Source organism: Rhodococcus sp. BH4, assembly GCF_002079265.1.
In the GTDB taxonomy this organism is placed as follows: Bacteria; Actinomycetota; Actinomycetes; order Mycobacteriales; family Mycobacteriaceae; genus Rhodococcus_F; species Rhodococcus_F qingshengii.
Genome location: NZ_CP014941.1, coordinates 3,689,291 through 3,713,952, shown reverse-complemented (window position 1 = coordinate 3,713,952; position 24,662 = coordinate 3,689,291). Strand labels below are relative to the sequence as shown.

At 63.5% G+C, this 24,662-nt stretch carries 20 protein-coding genes; all 20 read left to right on the top strand.

Annotated elements, in window-relative coordinates; all coding sequences use genetic code 11:
- The first annotated feature begins 560 nt into the window (after positions 1–560).
- The 20 genes from mraZ (at position 561) to ileS (ending at position 24,609) form a co-directional block, all read left to right on the top strand.
- Entirely contained in the window at positions 561–992 is a 432-nt protein-coding gene (gene mraZ, locus A0W34_RS17000; protein ID WP_003941779.1) for a division/cell wall cluster transcriptional repressor MraZ, read from the top strand.
- A 190-nt stretch (positions 993–1,182) separates the two neighbouring features.
- On the top strand, positions 1,183–2,196 hold the full coding sequence (gene rsmH / locus A0W34_RS16995) for a 16S rRNA (cytosine(1402)-N(4))-methyltransferase RsmH (RefSeq protein WP_007730079.1): 1,014 nt from the start codon (positions 1,183–1,185) through the stop codon (positions 2,194–2,196).
- A complete protein-coding gene (locus A0W34_RS16990) occupies positions 2,193–2,837 on the top strand; it encodes a hypothetical protein (RefSeq protein ID WP_003941715.1) in 645 nt (214 codons plus the stop codon). The genes rsmH and A0W34_RS16990 overlap by 4 nt, the downstream gene beginning before the upstream one ends.
- Positions 2,834–4,708: a peptidoglycan D,D-transpeptidase FtsI family protein gene (locus A0W34_RS16985; RefSeq protein ID WP_003941764.1), complete on the top strand. Its 1,875-nt coding sequence runs from the start codon at positions 2,834–2,836 to the stop codon at positions 4,706–4,708. The genes A0W34_RS16990 and A0W34_RS16985 overlap by 4 nt, the downstream gene beginning before the upstream one ends.
- Before the next feature lie 183 nt (positions 4,709–4,891).
- Positions 4,892–6,526: a UDP-N-acetylmuramoyl-L-alanyl-D-glutamate--2,6-diaminopimelate ligase gene (locus A0W34_RS16980; RefSeq protein WP_042921840.1), complete on the top strand. Its 1,635-nt coding sequence runs from the start codon at positions 4,892–4,894 to the stop codon at positions 6,524–6,526.
- Positions 6,523–8,076: a UDP-N-acetylmuramoyl-tripeptide--D-alanyl-D-alanine ligase gene (locus A0W34_RS16975; protein WP_065456587.1), complete on the top strand. Its 1,554-nt coding sequence runs from the start codon at positions 6,523–6,525 to the stop codon at positions 8,074–8,076. Before A0W34_RS16980 ends, A0W34_RS16975 begins: the two co-directional genes overlap by 4 nt.
- Positions 8,073–9,155 (top strand): phospho-N-acetylmuramoyl-pentapeptide-transferase, encoded by a 1,083-nt coding sequence (mraY, locus tag A0W34_RS16970; protein ID WP_003941699.1) that lies wholly within the window; start codon positions 8,073–8,075, stop codon positions 9,153–9,155. Before A0W34_RS16975 ends, mraY begins: the two co-directional genes overlap by 4 nt.
- A 5-nt stretch (positions 9,156–9,160) precedes the next feature.
- Entirely contained in the window at positions 9,161–10,684 is a 1,524-nt protein-coding gene (gene murD, locus A0W34_RS16965) for a UDP-N-acetylmuramoyl-L-alanine--D-glutamate ligase (protein ID WP_081557981.1), read from the top strand.
- Positions 10,681–12,159 carry a putative lipid II flippase FtsW gene (ftsW, locus tag A0W34_RS16960; RefSeq protein ID WP_003941724.1) on the top strand — a complete coding sequence of 493 codons (1,479 nt, stop codon included), beginning with the start codon at positions 10,681–10,683 and terminating at the stop codon, positions 12,157–12,159. The genes murD and ftsW overlap by 4 nt, the downstream gene beginning before the upstream one ends.
- Positions 12,156–13,325: an undecaprenyldiphospho-muramoylpentapeptide beta-N-acetylglucosaminyltransferase gene (murG, locus tag A0W34_RS16955; protein ID WP_003941767.1), complete on the top strand. Its 1,170-nt coding sequence runs from the start codon at positions 12,156–12,158 to the stop codon at positions 13,323–13,325. Before ftsW ends, murG begins: the two co-directional genes overlap by 4 nt.
- Positions 13,322–14,830 (top strand): UDP-N-acetylmuramate--L-alanine ligase, encoded by a 1,509-nt coding sequence (murC, locus tag A0W34_RS16950; RefSeq protein ID WP_030537033.1) that lies wholly within the window; start codon positions 13,322–13,324, stop codon positions 14,828–14,830. The genes murG and murC overlap by 4 nt, the downstream gene beginning before the upstream one ends.
- A gap of 164 nt (positions 14,831–14,994) precedes the next feature.
- Entirely contained in the window at positions 14,995–15,633 is a 639-nt protein-coding gene (locus A0W34_RS16945; protein WP_063316280.1) for a cell division protein FtsQ/DivIB, read from the top strand.
- Positions 15,634–15,872: 239 nt separating this feature from the next.
- Positions 15,873–17,060, top strand: coding sequence for a cell division protein FtsZ (gene ftsZ, locus A0W34_RS16940; protein ID WP_003941788.1), 1,188 nt, complete (start codon positions 15,873–15,875; stop codon positions 17,058–17,060).
- 108 nt (positions 17,061–17,168) lie between these two features.
- Complete coding sequence (pgeF, locus tag A0W34_RS16935; RefSeq protein ID WP_051649556.1) at positions 17,169–17,936, top strand: peptidoglycan editing factor PgeF; 768 nt, start codon at positions 17,169–17,171, stop codon at positions 17,934–17,936.
- Positions 17,937–17,942: 6 nt separating this feature from the next.
- Positions 17,943–18,692, top strand: coding sequence for a YggS family pyridoxal phosphate-dependent enzyme (locus A0W34_RS16930; protein WP_081557980.1), 750 nt, complete (start codon positions 17,943–17,945; stop codon positions 18,690–18,692).
- A gap of 85 nt (positions 18,693–18,777) precedes the next feature.
- Complete coding sequence (locus tag A0W34_RS16925; protein ID WP_003941752.1) at positions 18,778–19,428, top strand: cell division protein SepF; 651 nt, start codon at positions 18,778–18,780, stop codon at positions 19,426–19,428.
- A gap of 189 nt (positions 19,429–19,617) precedes the next feature.
- Positions 19,618–19,896 carry a YggT family protein gene (locus A0W34_RS16915; protein WP_003941780.1) on the top strand — a complete coding sequence of 93 codons (279 nt, stop codon included), beginning with the start codon at positions 19,618–19,620 and terminating at the stop codon, positions 19,894–19,896.
- A gap of 126 nt (positions 19,897–20,022) precedes the next feature.
- Positions 20,023–20,850 (top strand): DivIVA-like cell division protein Wag31, encoded by an 828-nt coding sequence (gene wag31 / locus A0W34_RS16910; RefSeq protein ID WP_003941722.1) that lies wholly within the window; start codon positions 20,023–20,025, stop codon positions 20,848–20,850.
- Between the two features lie 49 nt (positions 20,851–20,899).
- The gene (locus tag A0W34_RS16905; RefSeq protein WP_075833426.1) at positions 20,900–21,214 is read left to right on the top strand and encodes a hypothetical protein; all 315 of its coding nucleotides are present in this window, start codon (positions 20,900–20,902) and stop codon (positions 21,212–21,214) included.
- 281 nt (positions 21,215–21,495) lie between these two features.
- The gene (gene ileS, locus A0W34_RS16900) at positions 21,496–24,609 is read left to right on the top strand and encodes an isoleucine--tRNA ligase (RefSeq protein WP_047270136.1); all 3,114 of its coding nucleotides are present in this window, start codon (positions 21,496–21,498) and stop codon (positions 24,607–24,609) included.
- The last annotated feature ends 53 nt before the right edge of the window (positions 24,610–24,662 follow it).

The following is a 24,662-nucleotide window of genomic DNA, read 5'->3' as shown; positions in this document are numbered from 1 at the left end:
GATGCAGTTCGGACGTGACGCCCTCTGCAGGGCACGGACGACCACACGTGTGGCGGTCGGCAACCAAGGTTGCCGACCGCCACACGCCGTTGCTGTGGGTGTTGTACGTGTGCGCCGGCAATCCATCGAGTGAATCAGTGACGTGCGAGCGAATCACTCGCCACTCCTGCTGCCTCAGGGCATGCCCGCGGGCTTCCTCCACTTCGCTCCACTCGGCCCTCCACTTTCCTCCACCCTGGTCGAACTGCAACGCACGACCAGACCTCGTCCCGCTCACGTCTATTCGAAAACCGCGCTTGTACTGCGATTTTGTGTGGGGGAGCAACAGATCGTGGCGTAAAGGGTCGATCTGACGGCGGTGTGGGCCGGGACACGGTTACAAATTTCCCCCACGTCTCCCCACCTGCGCTGACCTGCTATTTATCAGCAAATGATGCTGAATAGGGACCATGTGCTCCTTGTTTGTGGGGGAAAGTGGGGTACTGTGGGTTCGGGCGGAGAGCTGAAGCACGATCCGCTCGATAGGGAGGGTTTCAGCGCAAGCTCGCAGGAGGTGTCGAGTGTTCCTCGGTACCTTCACGCCGAAGCTCGACGACAAAGGTCGGCTCACGTTGCCGGCAAAGTTCCGAGACGAACTGGCAGGAGGATTGATGATCACCAAGAGTCAGGATCACAGCCTCGCCATCTACCCCCGGGACGAGTTCGTCAAGCTTGCTCGAAAGGCAGCGGCAGCTCCACGCAATGATCCGGCAGCTCGGGCGTATGTCCGTGCTCTGGCCGCCGGCACAGATGAACAGCACGCCGATGCCCAGGGGCGAATCACCCTCTCGGCTGATCATCGGCGTTACGCAAACCTGTCCAAGGAATGCGTAGTGACCGGCTCCGTCGATTACCTCGAGATCTGGGATCTAGCAGCCTGGGAGAGGTATCTCGGAGACAACGAAGAGGACTATTCGCAGGCAACAGGCGAATCTCTCAGCGAGATCGTCTAGGCGAAGAGCCCCCGGCGAATGCCGCGAGGCCTCTGCCCGGAAAGACCCTGACGCACTTCCCCAGCGCCAGGTTCTCCTTCGGGCAGGGACCTCGAAGCATTCGCCTTCTCGAACAGTCATCGCCTTCTCGGAAAGTCAGCACCTTTTCGAAAAGTCATCGGAAATCATGAAAGTAGGAGCCGGAGCAATCATGGTGGATCACGAGGTGAACGAACCCTCGGATGCCGATGGCTTCGCGCACGTCCCTGTACTTCTGCACCGCGCCGACGATCTTCTCGGCCCTGCCATCACCGCCGTCGGTGACGGTGGAGCGGGCGCATACATGATCGATGCGACGTTGGGGCTCGGTGGCCACTCCGAATTCTTCCTGGGCAAGTACCCGGGCCTTCACCTCATCGGTCTCGATCGCGACACCAACGCACTCCGGATCGCTTCCGAGCGTCTGGCGCCATTCGCGGACCGAACGACGTTCGTGCACACCACGTACGACGGGATCGAGGACGCGCTCGAACAGGCAGGTCTGCCGTCGACGGAGTCGGTTCACGCGATCCTTTTCGATCTGGGTGTGTCGTCGATGCAGTTGGACGAAGCCGACCGAGGTTTTGCGTACTCGATCGACGCTCCTCTCGACATGCGGATGGATCAGACGGTCGGGCTGACCGCGGCAGAGGTCCTGAACACCTACAGTCACGGCGACCTTGCTCGCATTCTGAGCACGTACGGCGAAGAACGGTTCGCGGGAAAGATTGCGTCCGAGATCCTTCGGCAGCGTGAGCGTGAACCCTTCACCACCAGTGCAGCTCTGGTCGAATTGCTGTACCGAACAATCCCGGCAGCCACGCGGCGTACGGGGGGACACCCGGCCAAGCGCACCTTCCAAGCGCTGCGGATCGAAGTCAATGCCGAGTTGGATTCGCTTCGTGCAGCCGTTCCTGCCGGGCTCGACGCACTGGCAGTCGGTGGGCGAGTGGTGTTCATGTCCTACCAGTCGCTCGAGGATCGAGTTGTGAAGGCGGAGTTGGTTCCCCGCTCGAAGTCCACCAGTCCTGAAGGACTACCGGTCGAGTTGCCGGGTATGGGACCGGAGTTCCGCATTCTCACCCGTGGCGCAGAACGTGCGTCAGAGCAGGAAATCGAAGAGAACCCACGATCAGCTCCGGTGCGTTTGCGTGCCGCAGAACGCATTTCCAGGAGGCGGGCATGAGTCGTCAGGGCAAATCCGGTGCAGCGCAACGTGCATACGACAAGCGCACCGCACGGGCGGCAGGCCGGACCGGAACTGTCGCTGCTGCCGGCCCGTCTATCTCTCCTCGGGCGATGCTCAAGGGGAGAGTGCCGTTCGTGGCCTCCGTCATCGGACTTCTGTCCATCGGTCTCGCGGTGACTCTGCTGCTGACCACTCGCGCTGCCGAGGATTCGTACCAACTCAGTGATGCACGTGCATACAACCAGTCTTTGGTCGAGCAGAAAGCAGCGCTCGAACGTGACTTCCAGTCGCGTAACTCGGCTCCGGAGTTGGCAAATCAGGCAAGCGCTCTCGGCATGGTCCCCGCCAAGGACCCTGCACGACTGGTAGTTCATCCGGACGGTTCGGTCGAGGTCGTCGGAACGCCGACTCCCGCGACTGCCGGAGCTATGCCGCCGCTCGATGCGCCCACATCGGTGCCCGCACCGACTGCGACACCCCCGCGCACCACAACGCCGGTTGCTCCCGGAGCCACGCCGAGCGTTCCGAATAACACGCGAAACCTCGCGCAGAGTGAACAATTGGTTCCTGTGATCCCCACGACGACAGCACCCGCCACCACGACGGCGGTGCCTGCTCCGCCTGAGGAACGTCGGTGAGTCAGAACTCCCGTAACAACCCCGGTCGGCGTCCGCGCCGCTCGGCCACCGCCTCATTTCCGTTTCGTCAGCGAGTCGGTCGTATCACCATGTGTGGTGCGCTCGCCGTTGCGGCATTGCAGCTCTTGTGGATTCAGGGAATCGACGCGCCGAGTCTGGCTGCGGAATCTGCCAATCAACGAACCACGACGCAGGTCGATCCGGCTGTACGTGGCTCGATAACCGATCGCAACGGAAACCCCCTCGCCTTCACCATGGAAGCCAAGGCGCTGACTTTCCAGCCGGTGCGGGTACGCAAGGAACTCGAGGAAGCGCGCGCCAAGAGCATCGAGCAGGGCGCCGAGGGTGACAAGCAGGCGCCGGAAGTGAGCGATCGCCTCGCCGAGATCGCCGCCGGAATCCACGCCAAGCTCGGCGATACCGTTCCGGAAAAAGATCTGCTTCAGAAGATGAACAGCAACGAGACTTTCACGTACCTCGCGCGCAGCGTGGATCCGGCGGTTGCTGCCGAGATCTCGGACAAGTTCCGGGAGGTCGGCCTCGAGCGTCAGGACATCCGCGAGTACCCCGGTGGCTCTCTGGCCGCGAATCTCGTCGGCGCGACCGGCTGGGACGGGCACGGTTTGCTCGGTCTCGAAGATTCGATGGACTCCACGCTCGCCGGAACCGATGGATCCGAAACGTACGACCGCGGTTCCGACGGCGCTGTGATCCCCGGCAGCTGGCGTGACAAGCAACCGGCAGTCAACGGTTCGGGTGTCGAGCTGACCATCGATTCGGACCTCCAGTTCTACGTTCAGCAGCAGGTCCAGATCGCCAAGGACAAGTCGGGCGCAAAGAACGCTTCGGTTGTGGTCATGGACTCCAAGACGGGACAGGTGTTGGCCATGTCCAACGACAGCACCTTCAACCCCGCAATCGGCATCGACAAGAACGCGCCGACAGCCGAAATGGGCAATCCGTCGGTCAGTACGCCGTTCGAGCCCGGATCGGTGAACAAGATCGTCACCGCAGCAGCGGCCATCGAGGACGGTAAGACAACTCCGGACGAAGTTCTGCAGGTCCCGGGCAGCATCACGATGTCCGGTGCCACAGTCAAGGACGCGTGGGATCACGGTGTGGCCCCGTACACCTCTACCGGTGTATTCGGAAAGTCCTCGAACGTCGGCACCTTGATGCTCGCTCAGCGAGTGGGCGAGGATCGCTACGCAGACATGCTGAACAGGTTCGGCCTCGGACAACGCACCGACGTCGGACTTCCCGGCGAGAGCGCGGGCAGCGTTCCGAGTCGCGACCAGTGGTCCGGCGGAACCTTCGCGAACCTGCCGATCGGGCAGGGTCTCTCGATGACAACCCTGCAGATGACCGGGATGTACCAGGCCATTGCCAACGACGGCGTGCGAATTCCTCCGCGGATCGTGAAGTCGACTGTCGACTCTTCCGGCACGCGGACCGAGACGCCGCAGCCCGAGGGCGTCGAGGTGGTCAGCGCCCAGACAGCGGCGACCGTTCGGGACATGTTCCGGTCGGTCACTCAGGAAGACACCGGCAACCAACGAGGAACCGGTGTTGCCGCGGGCGTCGAGGGATACCAGGTCAGTGGAAAGACCGGGACCGCGCAGCAGGTGGATCCCGCGTGCAAGTGCTACTCCAACTCCAACTACTGGATCACCTTCGCGGGAATCGCGCCTGCGGACAATCCTCGATTCGTGATCGGAATCATGCTCGACGCACCGGTTCGCGGCGTGGACGGCGGCGGCGGTCAGTCGGCGGCACCGTTGTTCCACAACATCGCGTCGTGGATGCTCCAGCGTGACAGTGTCCCGATGTCGCCGGACCCCGGTCGCAAGTTGGTGTTGCAGGCGGACTGATTGCGGTGTGTCGGTTTCGACACGGTCTTCGGGTGAATCCCGGACACGGTAATCTCAAACGTCGCAGTAACCTCATTCATCGCAGTGCGCCGAACTTTGCTTGCGTTGCGACCGCCATAGACAACGACCGCCATAGACAACGACCGCGATAGAACAACGACAATTGCCAGGAGTCGAGTGACAGTGCCGAATCGTTTGCAATCGTCGAACTCGGACGGCGCTCCCGGGACGCGTCCGACACAACCGGTTGCTACCGCGATCACGGCGCTCTCCGAACTGTCCGGGGCTCGCCTCGAATGGGTGGGGCAACCGGGATCACAGTCCTCTGAGGTCGTCGTCAAGGGGGTCGACCTGCGTGCGCAGGGAATAGTGACCGATGACCTCTTCGCCGCTCTGCCCGGTGCACGGACCCATGGCGCTCAGTTCGCCGTCGACGCTCTGGGGCGCGGTGCGACCGCGATCTTGACCGACGAGGCCGGCCTCGAACTGATCGAGGCCGCGGACAAGGCGCCTGACCGGTCCGTCCCAGTTCTCGTTCATCCGAACCCGCGGGATGTGCTCGGTGAGATCTCCGCGGAAATCTACGGCCGGCCCTCGGAGAAGATGCAGGTCGTCGGCATTACCGGTACATCGGGCAAGACCACGACGTCGTACTTGCTCGAAGCTGCGATTGCCGGAGCCGGCCGCAAGCCCGGCCTGGTCGGGACCATCGAGACTCGAATCGACGGCCGCCGGGTGCCCAGCGCTCTGACCACGCCGGAAGCTCCGCAACTGCATGCTCTGTTCGCCGTGATGGCAGAGCAGGGGATCGATACCGTCGTCATGGAGGTCTCCAGTCACGCTCTTGCTCTCGGACGCGTCGACGGCATCCGCTTCGACATCGGCGCGTTCACCAATCTTTCGCAGGACCACCTGGATTTCCATCGGGACTTCGAGGAGTACTTCCAGGCCAAGGCTCGGTTGTTCGATCCTGAGTCGACGGTGCGAGCCGAGCATGCCGTCGTCTGCGTCGACGACGTGTGGGGTCGACGGATGGCCGAGTTGGCCGCGACCGACGAGAGCGACGCGGTGACCACGGTCTCGACCTCGACGGCCGAGGCCGAGTGGACGGTCGGCGCAGTCGAGGTTGCCGAGGACGGCTCGCAGACCTTCGAGTTGGTCGGGCCGGACGGACAGTCGTGGCCAGTCTCACTTCGTCTCCCCGGGCGATACAACGTGGCCAACGCTGCGCTGGCGTTGACCGTCAGTTTTGCTGCGGGACTCGACCCGGACGCGGCTGTTCGAGCGCTCGGGACCGTGGACGTCCCGGGGCGAGTTCAGCGGATCGACCGGGGGCAGAGCTTTCTCGCCGTGGTCGACTACGCCCACAAGCCGGCAGCGCTCGAAGCCGTGATCGCCACGCTGCGCAACCAGGTTCCCGGCCGAGTGGCCGTGGTGGTCGGTGCGGGCGGTGACCGCGACGCCGGCAAACGGGCACTCATGGGTGAAGCGGGTGCGCGAGGCGCAGACCTGCTGATCGTCACCGACGACAACCCACGCACCGAGGATCCGGCGAAGATTCGCGCTTCGGTGATGCAAGGCGCCATGGACGTGCCCGAATCCGAACGCGGCGAGGTTCGCGAAGTGGGGGACCGGGCCGCCGCGATCGAGCAAGCAGTCCGGTGGGCACAGCCAGGAGATGTCGTCCTGGTGGCAGGCAAAGGCCACGAAGTAGGTCAAGAAATCGACGGGGTCAAACACCCGTTCGACGACCGCGAGGTGTTGGGCGAAATGATCGGCCGATTCGCGATCAACACAGCACATGGAGGCAAGCAATGATCCCGATGACGCTCTCTCGGATCGCCGAGATCGTCGGAGGAACCCTGCACGACGTCGACGATTCGTCGACGCAGGTGACTGGAACCGTCGAATTCGATTCGCGCAAAGTAGCTCCAGGTGGGCTCTTCCTCGCCCTACCCGGAGCGCGTGTCGACGGTCATGATCACGCGGAAGCGGCGGTGGCAGCGGGCGCTGTGGCGGTGCTCGCGGCGCGGCCGGTCGGAGTTCCGGCAATCGTCGTTCCATCGGTGCCGAACGACGGTCCCAGTGCAGTGATGCTGCTCGAACACGACACCGACGGGTCCGGAGCCGCGGTCCTGCATGCCCTCGGCCTTCTGGCCCGAGCAGTCGTCGACGAACTGGCAACTGATGGCACACCGGCCGATGGTGGACTGACGCTGGTCGGTGTCACCGGTTCTGCCGGCAAGACCTCGACCAAGGATCTGATAGCAGCGCTGCTGCGCGAGTGCGGCGAGGTGGTTGCGCCCCCCGGGTCGTTCAACAACGAATTGGGTCTGCCGTGGACAGTGCTCCGCGCCGACGAGAAGACCCGCTTCCTCGTTCTCGAGATGTCGGCCCGTGGGGTCGGTCATGTCGGCGAACTGACGAAGATCGCGCCGCCGAAGATCGGCGTAGTTCTCAATGTGGGCACTGCCCATCTCGGTGAGTTCGGTTCGCGTGAAGCGATCGCGGTCGCCAAAGGTGAACTGGTGGAAGCACTCCCGTCGGCAGCCGACGGTGGAGTTGCGGTCCTCAACGCCGACGACCGCATGGTCGCCGCAATGGCGAGTCGAACCAAGGCCCGGATCGTATTCGTCGGCCAGTCGGAAGACTGCGACGTTCGGGCGACCGACGTGGTTGTCGACGACCAGGCCAGGGCTTCCTTCACACTGAACTGTTCACAGGGTTCTGCACGTATTCGCCTGGCCGTTCACGGCGAACACCACGTGAGCAACGCCCTGGCCGCGGCGGCCGTCGCACTCGAGAACGGCCTCGCGGTTGCAGACATCGCACGTGTCCTCGAGGGCACGAAGGCAGCGTCCGCGAGGCGGATGGAAGTCACCGAGCGCGCCGACGGCGTCACCGTCGTCAACGACAGTTACAACGCCAATCCCGATTCCATGCGCGCTGCGCTCAAAGCGTTGGTGTCCATGGCGCGATCGGATCGGCACTTCGGTCGCCGTAGCTGGGCTGTGCTCGGAGAGATGGGTGAGCTCGGACCGGAATCAGTTGTCGAGCACGACGCGATCGGTCGCCTGGCCGTCAGACTCGATGTCAGCAAGTTGATCGTCGTCGGAACGGGCCGCACCTCGCGTGCGATGCATCAAGGTGCGGTGATGGAGGGGTCGTGGGGTGACGAGTCCGTCGTCGTGCCCGACGCAGCTGCGGCAATCGCCATTCTCGAAGCGGAACTCGAACCGGGCGATCTCGTCCTGGTGAAGGCGTCCAAGTCGGTTGAACTGTGGACGGTCGCCGAAGCGATACTGGCTGCAACGCCCAACACCGACAGCGAGAACACCGACGGCGAGAACGGCGGGGATTCGCAGTGATCCAGATTCTTCTCGCCGCAGGCATCGCGCTGGCGGTCTCCATCATGCTCACGCCGATCCTGATCAAGGCGTTCTCGAAACAAGGTTTCGGGCAGGAGATCCGAACCGAAGGTCCAGCCAGTCACCAGGCCAAGCGCGGCACTCCCACGATGGGCGGCGTCGCGATCCTGACCGGAATCTGGGCCGGCTATCTCGGCTCACACCTCATCGGTCTCGGCATGGACAACGCGGAGGGGCCATCGGCGTCCGGCCTACTCGTTCTCGGTCTGACCACCGCGCTCGGTGGAGTCGGTTTCCTCGACGACTTCATCAAGATCCGCAAGCAGCGCAATCTGGGACTGAACAAGACAGCGAAGCTGGTCGGCCAGTTCGTCGCTGCCATTGCCTTCGGAATTTTGGCCCTTCAGTTCCGCGGTGACGACGGGCTGACTCCGGGCAGTGTTCATCTGTCGTACGTCCGCGACATCGCCACCGTCTCACTCGGTTCCGTGGTCTTCATCGCCTTCTGCTACCTACTGGTAAGCGCCTGGTCCAATGCCGTCAACCTGACCGACGGCCTCGACGGATTGGCCGCCGGAGCGATGAGTTTCGTTCTCGGCGCCTACGTCATCATCACGTTCTGGCAGTTCCGCTACTCGTGCGAGACGAATCCCGGTAAGGGTTGCTACGACGTCCGAGACCCGCTCGACCTCGCGGTGCTCTGCGCGGCAGGCGCCGGCGCGTGCATCGGTTTCCTCTGGTGGAATGCCGCACCCGCCAAGATCTTCATGGGCGACACCGGTTCACTTGCCCTCGGCGGCATGCTCGCCGGATTGTCGATCACCACCAGCACGGAACTGTTGATGGTGGTCATCGGTGCACTGTTCGTCGCGGAGGCCGCGTCGGTGGTGATCCAGGTAGCGGTGTTCCGGTCCAGCCGACGGCGGGTGTTCCGAATGGCGCCGTTCCATCACCACTTCGAACTCGCCGGGTGGGCTGAAACCACGGTGATCATCAGATTCTGGTTGTTGGCGGCTATTGCGTCGGCTATCGGATTGGCACTCTTCTACAGCGAATACCTCGCAGCGCTCGGAGGCTGAAAACCATGACCAGCTCAGCGGATTCCGAGAACGACCTGTCCTGGCTCCGCGGTACGCGAGTGCTGGTCGCCGGTGGGCGGGTGTCCGGTCAAGCGACCATCGAACCTCTCGTCGCCCTCGGTGCTGTCGTGACGGTTGCCGATTCGACCTTGGACTTCGCGGAGCGCTGCGCGGAGCTCGGCGCGGACATGGTGACCACCACCTCGATCGAGGATGCCCCGGATTCGATCACCGAGTACGGGCTCGTCGTCACCAGTCCGGGCTTTCGGCCGGATGCACCGATCCTTGCAGCCGCCGCCGGTCACGGGATTCCCATCTGGGGAGACGTCGAGTTTTCCTGGCGCGTCGACCACAGCGGGCACTTCGGCACACCCCGTAAATGGCTCGTCGTGACGGGGACGAACGGAAAGACCACGACGACGTCGATGCTGGCCTCGATTCTCGACGCCGCTGGAGTTGTCGGCCGAGCCTGCGGAAACATCGGGCTACCGATACTCGACGCACTCGCCGAGACGTCGCCGCGCGTGGAGTACCTCGCTGTCGAACTGTCGTCCTTCCAATTGCACTGGGCGCCTTCGGTGCGTCCGGATGCCGGCGTGGTCCTCAACGTCGCCGAGGATCACCTCGACTGGCACGGCGGAATGAGCGCGTACGCCGAGGCCAAGTCACGGGCGCTGAGCGGAAAGGTCGCGGTGGTCGGCCTCGATGACGCGATCGCTTCCGAACTGGGAACTCGCGCAACTGCAGACATTGTCACCGGGTTCAGATTGGGTGAACCGGGCGAAGGAGAACTGGGTGTCGAAGCGGGACACCTCGTGGACAACGCATTCGGCGATCACGTCCGCTTGGCCGAAGCAGCGTCGATAGATCCCGCCGGCCCGGCAGGCGTCATGGACGCGCTGGCCGCCGCCGCCTTGGCGCGGGCACTCGGATTCGAGGCAGACGTCGTCGAACGCGGTCTGGCCGCACACAAGGTCGGCCCACACCGAGGGGCGCTGGTCGGCCGTGTCGGGTCCGTTGTGTACATCGACGATTCCAAGGCCACCAATCCGCACGCAGCCCGACCGTCGATACTCGCGCACGATCGCGTCGTCTGGGTTGCAGGCGGTCTGCTCAAGGGAGCCAGCGTCGACCAATTGGTGAGCGAAGTCGGCCCTCGACTCTCCGGCGCTGTCCTTCTCGGGCGTGACGCTGGTGTGATCGAGGACGCGCTCGCGCGACACGCGCCCGATGTTCCCGTGGTGCACGTGATGTCGGGGGACGATGCAGTGGTGAGCGAAAACAGCAGCAACTCGACTCTCACCATCCGGCTGCCGTCGGGTGCCGACGCGGATGCCGTCATGGCCGCAGTGGTAGTCGAAGCTGCCGAGTTGGCGTCCCCCGGTGATGCAGTTGTACTCGCCCCGGCCGCCGCGTCCTTGGACATGTTCGCCAGCTACGGACATCGTGGTGACAGCTTCGCCGCCGCCGTCGCCGCATTACCCGATCCGTTCACGGATTCGCCTGGCCAAGCCGGGAACTTGCGATGACCAAGGGTCCCAAGACCCGAATCGGTGCCTGGTTGGCGCGGCCGTTGGCGTCGTTCCACCTGGTGGTGACGATTGCCACGATGTTGACTGTCTTGGGGCTCGTGATGGTTCTGTCGGCGTCGAGCGTCGAGCAGTACGTGTCCGGTGGCTCGGCGTATTCGTTGTTCACCCAGCAGTTGATCTTCGCGATTCTCGGAGCTGTGCTCTTCTACGTCGCGCTCCGGATCCCGGCGAGAGTGCTCCGGCAGTATTCGTTTCCGCTGTTCGTCGTCGTGCTGATCATGCTGGTACTCGTCCTGATTCCGGGAATCGGCACAGAAGCGCAGGGCGCGCGTCGCTGGTTCAACGTCGGCGGGTTCTCGGTGCAGCCCTCGGAAATCATGAAGGTCGCCTTGGCGATCTGGGGCGCGCATCTGTTGGCCTCGAGGCGTCCGGACGACCGATCCGTGAAGTCGATCCTGATTCCGCTCGTGCCCGCAGCAATGCTGGTCTTCGCCTTGGTCGTCGCGCAGCCGAACCTCAGTACGACCATCGCATTGGGAATCATCGTCGGGGCCCTGCTGTGGTTCGGTGGGCTGCCACTGAAGCTCTTCGGCTCGATCGCGGTGACGGGCGTCGTCGTGGCGGGCGTGCTGGCGATGACGGCCGGTTATCGTTCCGATCGAGTTCAAGCCTTCTTCAACAAGAGCGACGACCTGCAGGGCAACAACTATCAGGCCAAGCAGGCTTTGTATTCGCTCGCCGACGGGGGCGTTTTCGGACGCGGACTCGGTCAGAGCGTCGCCAAGTGGAACTACCTACCCAACGCGCACAACGACTTCATCTTCGCGATCATCGGCGAAGAGTTGGGATTTGTCGGCTGCGCAGTGGTGATCGGTTTGTTCGCTGTATTCGTCTACACGGGATTGCGGATCGCAGCCCGCAGCATCGATCCGTTCTGGCGGCTCCTGTCGGCCACTGCAACTACCTGGATCGTCGGCCAGGCAATGATCAACATCGGTTACGTCATCGGACTGCTGCCGGTGACCGGACTCCAGTTGCCCCTGGTCTCCGCCGGCGGTTCGTCCTTGGCGATCACATTGTTCATGTTCGGTGTCATCGCCAATGCAGCGCGCCACGAGCCCGAAGCAGTTGCCGCTCTGAACTCCGGGCAGGACGGCAAGATCTCGAAGTTGCTCAGACTGCCGAAGCCCGTGCTGTACCACCCGCCGTCAGGGGGCCGGCCGATCCGTCGACCGAAGCCCGCACGGCAGATCGAACCGGCACGCGGACGCGACGGCCGGCGCGCGATCGAGACGGGCGATCGACGCAAGCGGGCAGATCAAGGTGCTCGCCCTTCCTCGGATTCCAACCGAGGTGCGGCCGCTGGGTCACGGAAGCGCACCGCGGGAGGGCAGAATGGTCAGCGTCGGCAGGCGCCGACACGTAGGGCACAAGATCCACGAGAAGTTCGAGAGCGAGGAATTCGTAGGTGAGCGGCAACAAATCGGCTCTGTCGGTAGTGGTGGCAGGGGGAGGCACGGCTGGTCACATCGAACCCGCACTTGCTGTCGCGGACGCGGTCAAGGCCGCTGCGCCCGACACCAGAATCACTGCGCTCGGGACGGCGCGTGGTCTCGAAACCACCTTGGTGCCGGCTCGCGGGTACACGCTCGAGCTCATTCCCCCGGTTCCGCTTCCTCGTAAGCCCACGATGGATCTCGTCAAACTGCCGACACGCATCCTCGCCTCGGTGCGCAAGACCCGTGAGGTACTCGATTCCGTCGACGCCGACGTGATCGTCGGTTTCGGTGGTTACGTCGCGCTTCCGGCGTATCTTGCCGCACGTGGCGGTGTTCTTCGGCGCCGCCGCAAGATTCCGATCGTCATCCACGAGGCGAACGCCAGTGCCGGCATCGCGAACAAGATCGGTGCTCGCCTGGCGACGCGGGTGCTTGCTGCTGTTCCGGGTTCCGGAGTGAAGAACCGCGGCGATCAGGACGCCGAGATCGTCGGCATCCCGGTTCGCGCGTCGATCGCCAATTTCGATCGAGCTGGACTCCGCTCGCAAGCTCGCGAGTACTTCGGACTACCTCAGGACGGTCCCGTTCTGCTCGTCTTCGGCGGATCGCAAGGCGCGAAGTCGCTCAACGACGCGGTGTCCGGAGCAGCGGAAGAACTGGCGAAGGCCGGGATCTCGGTCCTTCACGCACACGGACCCAAGAACTCCCTCGAAGTCACGCAGTACTCGGAGACGGCACCGTATGTGGCTGTTCCTTATCTTTCGCGGATGGATCTCGCGTATGCCGCAGCCGACGCGACTATCTGTCGTTCGGGCGCGATGACGGTCGCCGAGGTCTCGGCGGTCGGGCTTCCGGCCGTCTACGTTCCGTTGCCGCACGGCAATGGTGAGCAGGAACTCAACGCGAAACCCGTTGTCGCAGCGGGCGGTGCGATCATCGTCTCCGACAACGAGCTCACGCCGACGTTCGTCGCCGGTACCGTCGTCCCGATGCTGAGCGACAGCGCGCGCCTCGACAAGATGAGCAGTGGCGCTGCCAACGTCGGGCACCGCACCGCGGCAACCGAGATCGCACGGATCGTGCTCGACATCGCGGCAAAGGAAAACGCCGTCCAGGAAAACGCAAGGGGAAACCGATGACCGCGCTGCCCGCCCACCTCGAGCGAGTACACATGGTCGGAATCGGCGGTGCCGGTATGTCCGGCATCGCTCGAATTCTGCTTTCCCGCGGGGGCCTCGTCTCGGGTTCGGACGCCAAGGAGAGCCGAGGAGTCCTGGCGCTCCGTGCACGCGGGGCGCAGGTCCGCATCGGCCACGACGCCGATGCTCTCGACCTGCTGCCGGGTGGTCCGACCGTCGTCGTCACGACGCACGCGGCTATCCCGAAGGACAACCCGGAACTCGTCGAGGCCGCTCGCCGCGGAATCCCGGTGATTCTTCGTCCGGCTGTCCTTGCATCACTGATGCAGGGCAATCGCACGTTCCTGGTTTCGGGTACACACGGCAAGACGTCGACAACGTCGATGCTCGTGGTCGCCCTGCAGCACTGTGGTTTCGACCCTTCGTTCGCCGTTGGCGGCGAACTCAACGAAGCGGGAACGAATGCCCATCACGGCAGCGGTGACGTCTTTGTCGCGGAGGCGGACGAGAGTGACGGGTCGCTGTTGCAGTACGACCCCAACGTGATCGTCGTGACCAACATCGAGGCCGATCACCTCGACTATTTCGGGAGTGTCGAAGCGTATGTGAAGGTGTTCGACGATTTTGTCGACAAGTTGCGTCCGGGTGGGCTCTTGATTGCTTGCCTCGACGACCCGGGATCGGCGGATCTCGCGAAGCGAATCGTGGCCTCGGGCCGTTCGGACATCCGGGTACTCGGTTACGGATCGGCAGACGCGCAGGAAGTGGAGGCGGGCACCGCCTTCGAGCCTGTCGACGGTGTCGAGGTCGGAGTCCGACTACTGGGCTTCCATGCGCACGATGTCGGGGGAGTCCTGCAGTTCCACCTGGCGGGCGAGAGCGCCGCGCGAACCGTGCGGATGGCAGTGCCGGGTCGTCACATGGCGCTCAACGCACTTGCGGCTCTACTGGCTGCCCGTGACGCCGGCGCCGAGACGGAGGAGATCGTCGAGGGGCTCGCCGGATTCGGTGGCGTACACCGCCGGTTCCAGTTCACCGGCCGCGAGCGTGGTGTCCGGGTGTTCGACGACTACGCCCACCATCCGACCGAAGTTCGTGCGGTTCTCGGCGCGGCGGCGGATCTGGTTCGACCGGAGGACGATTCGTCGTCGACCAATTCGGCAGCCGGACGCGTGATCGTGGTCTTCCAACCTCATCTCTATTCACGCACCGCCGCGTTTGCCGAGGAGTTCGCGCAGGCGCTGGACTTGGCCGACGAGGTTGTCGTTCTCGATGTCTACGGCGCTCGCGAAGAGCCGATGCCGGGCGTCAGTGGTGCGCTGGTCGCTCAGTCGGTAACGAAACCTGTTCACTATCAACCGGATCTGTCACAGGCGCCGAAGCAGGTGGCGGCGTTGGCTCACCCCGGCGACATCGTCATCACGATGGGTGCCGGTGACGTGACCATGCTCGGCAAACAGATCCTCGATGCTTTGCGTTCGGCGCCGCATCCCGCGCCGCGATGACACCCGACGCACGAAGTCGGCGCGGGCGTCGAGATCCTCGAGCCAGACAAGCCACCAGTACGCGTCGGCGCAGTACTCGCACCGAATCGCGATACTCGACGCGGTCGACGGAGCCGGCTCCCGAACCCACACCGACTCGTAAGTGGTTCAAGCGACCGCTGATCGTGGCACCGCTGGCAATCGTGCTGGTGGTGGGAATTGCGTTGACGGCTTGGTTGTCTCCGGTGCTCTCGGTCCGGGGCACCGAAATTCTCGGTGCGACGACCGTCAGTGAGGAACAGATCCTTTCGCTCCTGGCCGTACCGACCGGTCAGCCGTTGATGCGGGTAGACACCGGCGCCGCCGCCGCACGTGTGGCGACGATTCCGAAGGTGGCCTCGGCTCGTGTGCAGCGGATGTATCCGTCGACTATCCGCGTCACCGTCACCGAACGGGTACCGGTCGTCTTCGTCGACTCACCTGAGGGTGCACACCTGCTGGACGAGAAGGGCGTCGACTTCGAGATGGGCGTCCCGCCGCCCGGGGTTCCGCGTCTGGTGACACCGACGCCCGGGTGGAACGACGAGCCGACGCTTGCCGCGCTCGAGGTGTTGTCGGTGTTGCCGCCGGATCTGAGATTTCAGGTGGGAGAGGTTGCCGCTCGGTCGATTTCGAGTGTCACGCTGACTCTGCTCGACGGTCGCGTCGTAAACTGGGGCGGTGTCGAGCACTCGGATCGTAAGGCTGCTGTGACGCTTCCGCTGTTGACCCAACCGGGGCAGACGTACGACGTGTCCAGTCCTGATCTGCCGACGGTGCGATAGCGCCCGGTGCAGCCGTGCGTCAGTGCGCAGCAAATACTTCGGTGTGTCTCGGCGCGCCTAATGGCGGAACGCGACGACGGTGCATAGCGTTTCGTTTCAGATCGAATACTTGACATAACTCTAACCCTGTGGTTGAGGTTTAGGGTTGTTCTCGAAAAGCATGAAGCTACAAAAACAGCAGTAACAAAGACAGCAGCACTGACAAGCAGCGTGAAACACGACACGGAAGGCGAGAGCCGATGACGCCCCCGCACAACTACCTCGCCGTAATCAAGGTCGTCGGCATCGGCGGCGGCGGCGTGAACGCAGTCAACCGCATGATCGAACAGGGACTCAAGGGAGTCGAGTTCATCGCGGTCAACACGGACGCGCAAGCCCTTCTGATGAGTGACGCCGACGTCAAGCTCGACGTCGGTCGTGAATTGACCCGTGGCCTCGGCGCCGGTGCCGACCCGGAAGTGGGTCGCAAGGCAGCCGAAGATCACAAGGACGAGATCGAAGAGGTCATCAAGGGCGCCGACATGGTGTTCGTGACCGCAGGCGAGGGCGGTGGCACCGGAACCGGTGGTGCCCCTGTCGTGGCAAGCATCGCCCGGAAGCTGGGCGCACTCACCGTCGGTGTCGTGACGCGACCGTTCTCTTTCGAGGGCAAGCGTCGTGGGGGACAGGCGGATACCGGAATCCAGGCGCTCCGCGAGTCCTGCGACACGCTCATCGTCATTCCCAACGATCGCCTGCTCCAGCTCGGTGACGCGGCCGTCAGCCTGATGGACGCGTTCCGCAGCGCGGACGAGGTTCTCCTCAACGGCGTCCAGGGCATCACCGACCTCATCACCACTCCGGGTCTGATCAACGTCGACTTCGCGGACGTCAAGGGTGTCATGTCCGGTGCCGGTAGTGCGTTGATGGGAATCGGTTCCTCGCGGGGTGAGGGACGCGCGATCAAGGCGGCGGAATCCGCGATCAATTCCCCGCTCCTCGAAGCTTCGATGGAAGGCGCCCGCGGCGTGCTCCTGTCGATCGCCGGCGGTAGCGATCTGGGTCTGTTCGAGATCAACGAGGCGGCTTCGCTGGTGCAGGAAGCTGCCCACATCGACGCCAACATCATCTTCGGAACGGTCATCGACGATTCACTCGGTGACGAGGTTCGTGTGACGGTCATCGCTGCGGGATTCGACGGAGGAGCTCCGGCTCGTCGTCCCGTGGAGTCGACCGCGCAGGGACGTGGAGCTATCGGCGCCGGGCGCGCGGGTGAGGTCGGCCGGTCGCCGGTGGCCGCCGAACCTGCTGGCGAGCAGCCGATTTCCGCAGCGCGCGAGACCACCGGTTCGGGCAGCTTGCCTCCGATCGGTGGCCCCCGCCATGCGCCGGTCCAGGAAGACGAGGGCGACGACGACGTCGACGTGCCGGTCTTCATGCGTCGCTGACGTAGGGCTACAAACAGTTTCGAGAACAGGGTGCCCGGAATTTCTGGGTACCCTGTTCTTGACTGGATGTCCGGTCACGTCTGAGCCGGACGACAACTTTCGACGTTTGTGAGCACACTTATCTTGAGTACCGAGAAGTCGACCACCCGCACCCGCATTCGCCGCGTCGTGACCAGCCGAGCCGGTGGTGTTTCCGCGTCACCGTACGAGTCGTTCAATCTGGGCGATCACGTCGGAGACGATCCGGCAGCCGTCGATGCGAATCGCCGACGTCTGGCACGCGAAATAGGCGTCGAGCCTGACCATCTCGTGTGGATGGAACAAATCCATTCGCGCAACGTCACTGTCGTGACGGAACCGACCGACGAAGTGATTCCGGCGACGGATGCTCTGGTCACCACTGTTCCCGGCCTGGCGCTCGCCACCCTCAGTGCAGATTGTGTTCCCGTTCTGCTCTCCGACGAGGAGGCCGGTGTGATCGCGGCCGTTCATGCCGGACGGATCGGTGCCCGCATCGGTATCGTCCCGCGCGTCCTCGCGGAGATGGTGCGTCAGGGCGCGGACGTTTCGCGTATCGGCGCCTTCCTCGGTCCGGCTGCGAGCGGACGCCAGTACGAGGTTCCCGCTGCGATGCGCGCGGACGTGGAAAAGCACTTGCCGGGCAGCGCAACTCGCACCGAGAAGGGCACGCCGGGGCTCGATCTGCGTGCGGGACTGCGTAAGCAGTTGCTCGCCGCGGGTGTGTCCGGTGTCGCCGAGGACCCGCGGTGCACGATCGAGGATCGCGCGTTGTTCAGTCATCGCCGAGAATCTCTGACCGGGCGTCAAGCTGCAGTGATCTGGATGGAAGCGCCCGCAGCGCAGGAAACCGTCTAGGCAGAAATGCGCGAGACGGAAATGCGGCTGACAGAAATATCGACGGCACTCGACTCGGTGAGGGCGCGATTGGCGGCCGCCTGCCTTGCCGCCGGTCGCGAGGTTTCCGACGTAGCACTGCTGCCGGTGACCAAATTCTTTCCGGCGTCCGACGCTCGAATCCTGTACGAACTGGGTTGCCGTGAATTCGGTGAGTCTCGTGAGCAGGAAGCAGTGGAGAAGGTCGCGGACTTCGACGGCGCTGCACAGACGGGCGCGATCGATGATCCGGTTCGCTGGCACATGATCGGACAGTTGCAGCGCAACAAAGCTCGGTCGGTAGCGAAGTGGGCCTATGCAATTCACTCGGTAGGCAGTGCGCGACTGGCCGATGCACTCGATCGGGCTGCGCTGAGTGCTTTGTCGGACGGTGAGCGCACGGAGCCGCTCCGGGCGCTCATCCAGGTAAGTCTCGACGGAGACCCCGCGCGTGGCGGAGTTCCGACGGGCGAGCTAACGCCTCTCGCCGAGCGGATCGAATCAGCCGAAGGTCTCGAATTCGCGGGACTGATGGCCGTCCCGCCGCTTGGATCAGATCCGGACGAGCAGTTCGAAATCCTCCGCAGGGCACATCTTTTGATCCTCGAATCGCATCCCCGGGCAACCGAACTCTCGGCCGGTATGACCGGCGATCTGGAGGCTGCAGTGCGCCACGGATCAACCTGCGTGCGTGTCGGAACCGCACTGCTCGGCTCACGACCAGTAATCTCGAGGTGATCGCTCAGGTGATCGCCCAACCCGTCCACACCGCTGCGACCGGTCGCAGTCGGATTGATTCCGCCGCGCCAAGGAAGGTCGATCAATGAGCAACCTGCATAAGTTCAAGGCTTACTTCGGCATGGTTCCCCTCGATGACTACGAGGACGAATACGTGGAGGAGCCCGATCAGGCTCGCCGCGCACCCCGTCGTAGTCACGACGGCTATGCCGAGCGCGACGACCGCGAGTTCGTCGAACCTGCCTTCTCGAAGGCGAGCTACGCGCCCAGTCGTCGTGACGAAGAGGACGCGGAGTTCGATCGCTACGATTCCCGGCCCCGCGTCGACACCGTTCCCAGCCGCAGCAGCCGCCCGGCGATGGCGCCGCGCCCGGCAAGCCGTGGCAACCTCGCGGTCGACGCGCGCGCAGAGCGACCCGAAGCGCGACGTGCGCCGGTTGTCGACGACGGCGGCCCGCTCGCCAAGATCACGACACTGCGTCCGCAGAGCTACGCAGAGGCCCGCACCATCGGTGAGCGGTTCCGGGACGGCACTCCCGTCATCATGGATCTGGTCGACATGAGCAACGCCGACGCGAAGCGTCTGGTCGATTTCGCGGCCGGCCTGGCATTCGCATTGCGTGGTTCTTTCGACAAGGTAGCCACCAAAGTGTTTCTTCTCTCACCGGCGGACATCGACGTTTCCGCCGAGGAGCGCCGTCGGATCGCCGAGACGGGTTTCTACAGCCAGAAATGATGGTCTCGACCGCAGTCCGGCCCCTGAGCAGGGGTGACGTGAGCACATTCGAACGGCGGCCCGCCTCGGCGGACGCCGCATTCGGACCCATCGCCGGCCGTTACAAGACGGACTCGATGCGGACCGGTTCCGGAATTGCTGCGGTGTGTCTGTTTTGGACACACCGCAGAAGTCAGGCAGAGTGAGGGTGTGGACGCGCTTCTCTCTGTGATCTATCTGGTGCTGGTTGTCTTCTGGCTGTTGCTGATCGGCAGAGTGATCGTCGAGTTCGTTCGTTCGTTTGCCAGAGATTGGCGACCGACCGGATTGGTCGCAGTCATTCTCGAAACCATTTTTACGATCACCGATCCTCCGGTGAAACTGCTCCGCAGGTTGATCCCCCCGATCAACCTCGGTGGAGTTCGCTTGGATCTATCCATCATGGTCTTGCTTTTCATCGTCATCATCCTGATGTCGGTTGTTCGCTGAGCGCAGTCCGAGTGAGTGGTATGCCAGAATGGATGCCATAACTCATCCAGTGGTTCGCCACTACGTAGACTGTGTTGCAACTGAATGCTTGCTAGACCGCCAAATGACGCGTGAAGGGATCCTTCCATGCCGCAACTGACTCCAGCTGACGTGCACAACGTTGCGTTCAGCAAGCCGCCTATCGGCAAGCGTGGCTACAACGAGGACGAGGTCGACGCATTCCTCGACCTCGTCGAGCAGGCGCTGTCGCAGCTCATCGAAGAGAATGCGGACCTGCGCCAGCGCGTAGGTGAGCTGGATCAGGAGCTCGCGGCTGCCAAGAAGTCGCCGGCACCTGCTCAGCAGGCAGCACCCGTCGCAGCGCAGCCCAAGCCGGAGCCCGCTCGGGTCGTCGAACCGCCCAAGCCTGCACCTGTTGCAGCGCCGGTTCCCGCCGCCGCTGCCGTTGCAGCGCCGCAGAGCGGCGACACCCACATGCAGGCCGCAAAGGTCCTCGGACTGGCTCAGGAGATGGCGGATCGCCTCACCAACGATGCCAAGACCGAGTCCGAGCAGCTGCTCGGCAGTGCCCGCACCAACTCCGAGCAGCTCATGAGCGAGGCTCGCAGCAAGGCTGACGGCATGATCGCGGATGCGCGCAACAAGTCGGAGGCGATGCTCACCGACGCTCAGACTCGCTCCGAGACCCAGCTTCGCCAGGCTCAGGAGAAGGCAGACGCTCTCAAGGCGGACGCCGAGAAGAAGCACACCGAAATCATGGCGACCATCAACCAGCAGCGTTCGGTCCTCGAGGGCCGTATCGAGCAGCTCAAGACGTTCGAACGCGAGTACCGGGTGCGCCTGAAGTCCTACCTGGAATCGCAGCTCGAAGAGCTCGAACAGCGCGGCTCGGCCGTTCCGGTCGACGGTGGACAGGATTCCTACAGCCCGTCCTTCGCCAAGGGAAACAGCTGACCGAGAGCGCCCCGTCGGCTCAGCTATCGGACCGGACAAAGGTTGATACGTGCTGGTCGTGACGTTGGTTCTCGCGGGAGTTGGTTTCGCTCTCCTGATCGTCGCCCTGACCACAGGGTCGTTGATCTGGGCGTGGGCATGTATCGCGATTTGTGTAGCAGGTGCCGTCCTCCTGCTGGTCAGTGCGCTGACCAGCAGGAAGGCGGTTCCTTCGTTGGATGACCCGGCATCGGGCAGCGGAATGTCGTCGCCTTACGGTCGAGTCGAGAGTTCCTCGAATTCGTCGATCGACGATGCAGCCACCGCCAACGATGACAATCAGAGAAATGATGGCGAGTCGCCGGGTGGCCCCGACAAGTCCTAGGGCGAGTTCCGACAAGGTCCAGGACGAGTATTAGACTGTCCAACACGAATACCAGGCTGTGATCCGGCAATCACCGGGGAGCTTTCGGAAGAACGGTTCTTGTCGCTTCAGGCGCCCAGAACTCAGTAGAACCGAACGGGTGAGCCCGTCACAGCTCGATCGAGTGGCACCTCGGGATCCAAGCGCGGATCTACGGGGTGCAAACGGGGTGGTACCGCGGTGTCGGCGCACAAGCGCCACGTCGTCCCCGTGCCGAGTCCGACTGGCACGAGGAGATCGCCATGGCGAGTAACGGGTATCCCAAAGTCGACTACGGTGTCCCCGCCGACACCGGAGTCAAGTTCCCCGAACTGGAACAGAAAGTCCTGAAACAGTGGGACGACGACGACACCTTCCGTGCGTCGGTTTCCAATCGGGACGGCAGCGAAGAGTTCGTTTTCTACGACGGACCGCCTTTCGCAAACGGCTTGCCGCATTACGGTCACCTGCTGACGGGGTACGTCAAGGACCTGGTGCCGCGCTTCCAGACCATGCGTGGACGCAAGGTCGAGCGACGCTTCGGCTGGGACTGCCATGGCCTGCCCGCAGAACTCGAAGCGGAGAAGCAACTCGGCATCAAGGACAAGGCCGAGATCGAAGTCATGGGTCTGGCCAAGTTCAACGAGTACTGCAAGGCCTCGGTGCTCAAGTACACCGACGAGTGGCGCGACTACGTCACCCGCCAGGCACGTTGGGTCGACTTCGACAACGACTACAAGACCCTGGACGTCGACTTCATGGAGTCCGTCATGTGGGCCTTCAAGGAGCTGCACGACAAGGGCCTGATCTATCAGGGCTTCCGCGTGCTGCCCTACAGCTGGTACGAGCAGACTCCGCTGTCCAATCAAGAGACTCGTCTCGACGACGCGTACAAGATGCGTCAGGATCCTGCAGTCACGGTCGACATGCCGCTGGTCGCTCCGGGTTCACCATTGGACGGCGCAAACGCGATCATCTGGACCACGACTCCGTGGACACTGCCGTCCAACTTGGCCACTGCGGTTCATCCCGAGGTCGACTACGTCCAGGTGCTCGGCGAGGACGGAAAGCGGTACGTGCTCGCGGAAGCACGGGTTGCTCATTACGCACGTGAGCTGGGGGAGGACCCCGAGGTCGTTTCCCGTCACAAGGGCGCCGAGCTGGTCGGACTGTCGTACACACCGCCGTTCGACTTCTTCCTCGGACATCCGAACGCGCACGTCGTGCTTTCGGCCGACTACGTGACAACCGATTCCGGAACCGGAATCGTCCACCTCGCACCGGCTTTCGGTGAGGAGGATATGGATGTCGCCACGGCCAACGGTATCGAGGTCGTGCAGCCGCTCGATCCGGGTGGAAAGTTCACCTCGATGGTTCCGCCGTACGAGGGCTTGATGGTCTTCGACGCCAACCCGGTCATCATCAAGGACCTCAAGGCCGCTGGAAAGCTGCTGCGGCACGAGACGATCGAGCACTCGTACCCGCACAGTTGGCGCAGTGGGCAGCCGCTCATCTACATGGCGGTTCCCTCGTGGTTCGTCGCGGTCACCAAGTTCCGCGATCGCATGGTCGAGCTGAACAAGGACATCACGTGGGTGCCCGAGCACATCCGTGACGGCCAGTTCGGCAAGTGGCTCGAAGGTGCACGCGACTGGAACATCAGCCGAAACCGCTACTGGGGCAGCCCGATCCCGGTGTGGGTGTCGGACGATCCGCAGTACCCGCGTACGGACGTCTACGGATCGCTCGATCAGTTGGAGGCAGACTTCGGTGTGCGTCCGACCGATCTGCATCGCCCGATGATCGACGACCTGGTCCGCCCGAACCCCGACGACCCGACCGGGAAGTCGATGATGCGCCGCGTTCCCGAGGTGCTCGACTGCTGGTTCGAATCCGGTTCGATGCCGTACGCGCAGGTGCACTACCCATTCGAGAACCGTGAATGGTTCGAGGGTCATTTCCCGGGCGATTTCATCGTCGAGTACAACGGGCAGACTCGCGGCTGGTTCTACACGCTGCACGTGCTGGCCACCGCACTCTTCGATCGTCCGGCGTTCAAAACCGTTGCTGCGCACGGCATCGTGCTCGGCGACGACGGACTCAAGATGAGCAAGTCCAAGGGCAACTACCCGGACGTGAAGGAGGTGTTCAACCGCGACGGCAGCGATGCGATGCGATGGTTCCTGATGTCTTCGCCGATCTTGCGCGGCGGAAACCTCATCGTGACCGAGCAGGGCATCCGCGAAGGTGTGCGTCAGGCATTGCTCCCGCTGTGGAACGCCTGGAGCTTCCTGCAGTTGTACGCCCCGGAATCCGGTGTGTGGCGTACCGACTCGGAGAACATCCTCGATCAGTACATCCTGGCCAAGCTCGCTACCACCCGCGACGTGATCACCGAGGCCCTCGAGGTCAACGACATCGCCGGCGCGTGCGACGAGCTTCGGTTGTTCTGTGATGCGCTCACCAACTGGTATGTGCGACGGTCTCGTTCGCGGTTCTGGGACGAGGATCGCGACGCGATCGACACCCTGCACACCGTGCTCGAGGTCGTGACGCGTCTCGCTGCGCCGCTGTTGCCGCTGGTGTCCGAGGTGATCTGGCGCGGGCTGACCGGGGAGCGCTCGGTTCACCTGGCTGATTGGCCCGAGGCGTCGGAGCTCCCCGCGAACCCCGAGCTGGTAGCGGCGATGGACGACGTCCGGACCGTGTGCTCCACGGTGCTGAGCCTGCGCAAGGCGCAGAATCTGCGTGTTCGTCTTCCGCTGCCCGAGGTCACGGTTGCGGCGCCGGATGCCGAGCGTCTGCGTCCGTTCCTCGGACTGATCGCCGACGAGGTCAACGTCAAGAAGGTTGATCTGACCGATGACGTCGACGTGCACGGGCGCTTCGAGATCGCGGTCAATGCGCGTGCTGCAGGACCGCGTCTGGGCAAGTCCGTTCAGACTGTCATCAAGGCGGTCAAGGCGGGCGACTGGACCGAGAACGCGGACGGCGTCGTGGTTGCGGCGGGCATCGAACTGCTGCCCGAGGAGTACACGCAGAAACTGGTTGCGGCCGAGCCGGATTCGACGGCTGCACTGCCGGACGGTGCGGGACTGGTCGTACTCGATTCCGCGGTGACGGAGGAACTCGAAGCCGAGGGATGGGCGAAGGACCGTATCCGTCAGTTGCAGGATGCGCGCCGCGCCGCCGGTTTCGACGTCTCGGACCGGATCAACGTCGTGCTCGAGGTTCCGCAGGACTGCAAGGAGTGGGCGGAGCGTCATCGCGAATTGATCGCCGGTGAGGTTCTGGCCACCTCCTTCTCGGTGGGTGAAGCGGGAGACGACGCCGTCGATCTCGGTGACGGTATCCGCGCCGCGATCACGAAGGTCTAATACCGCCATAGCTACTCCGGCTCCCCGATGAATGTCTGTATGTCGGGGTGCCG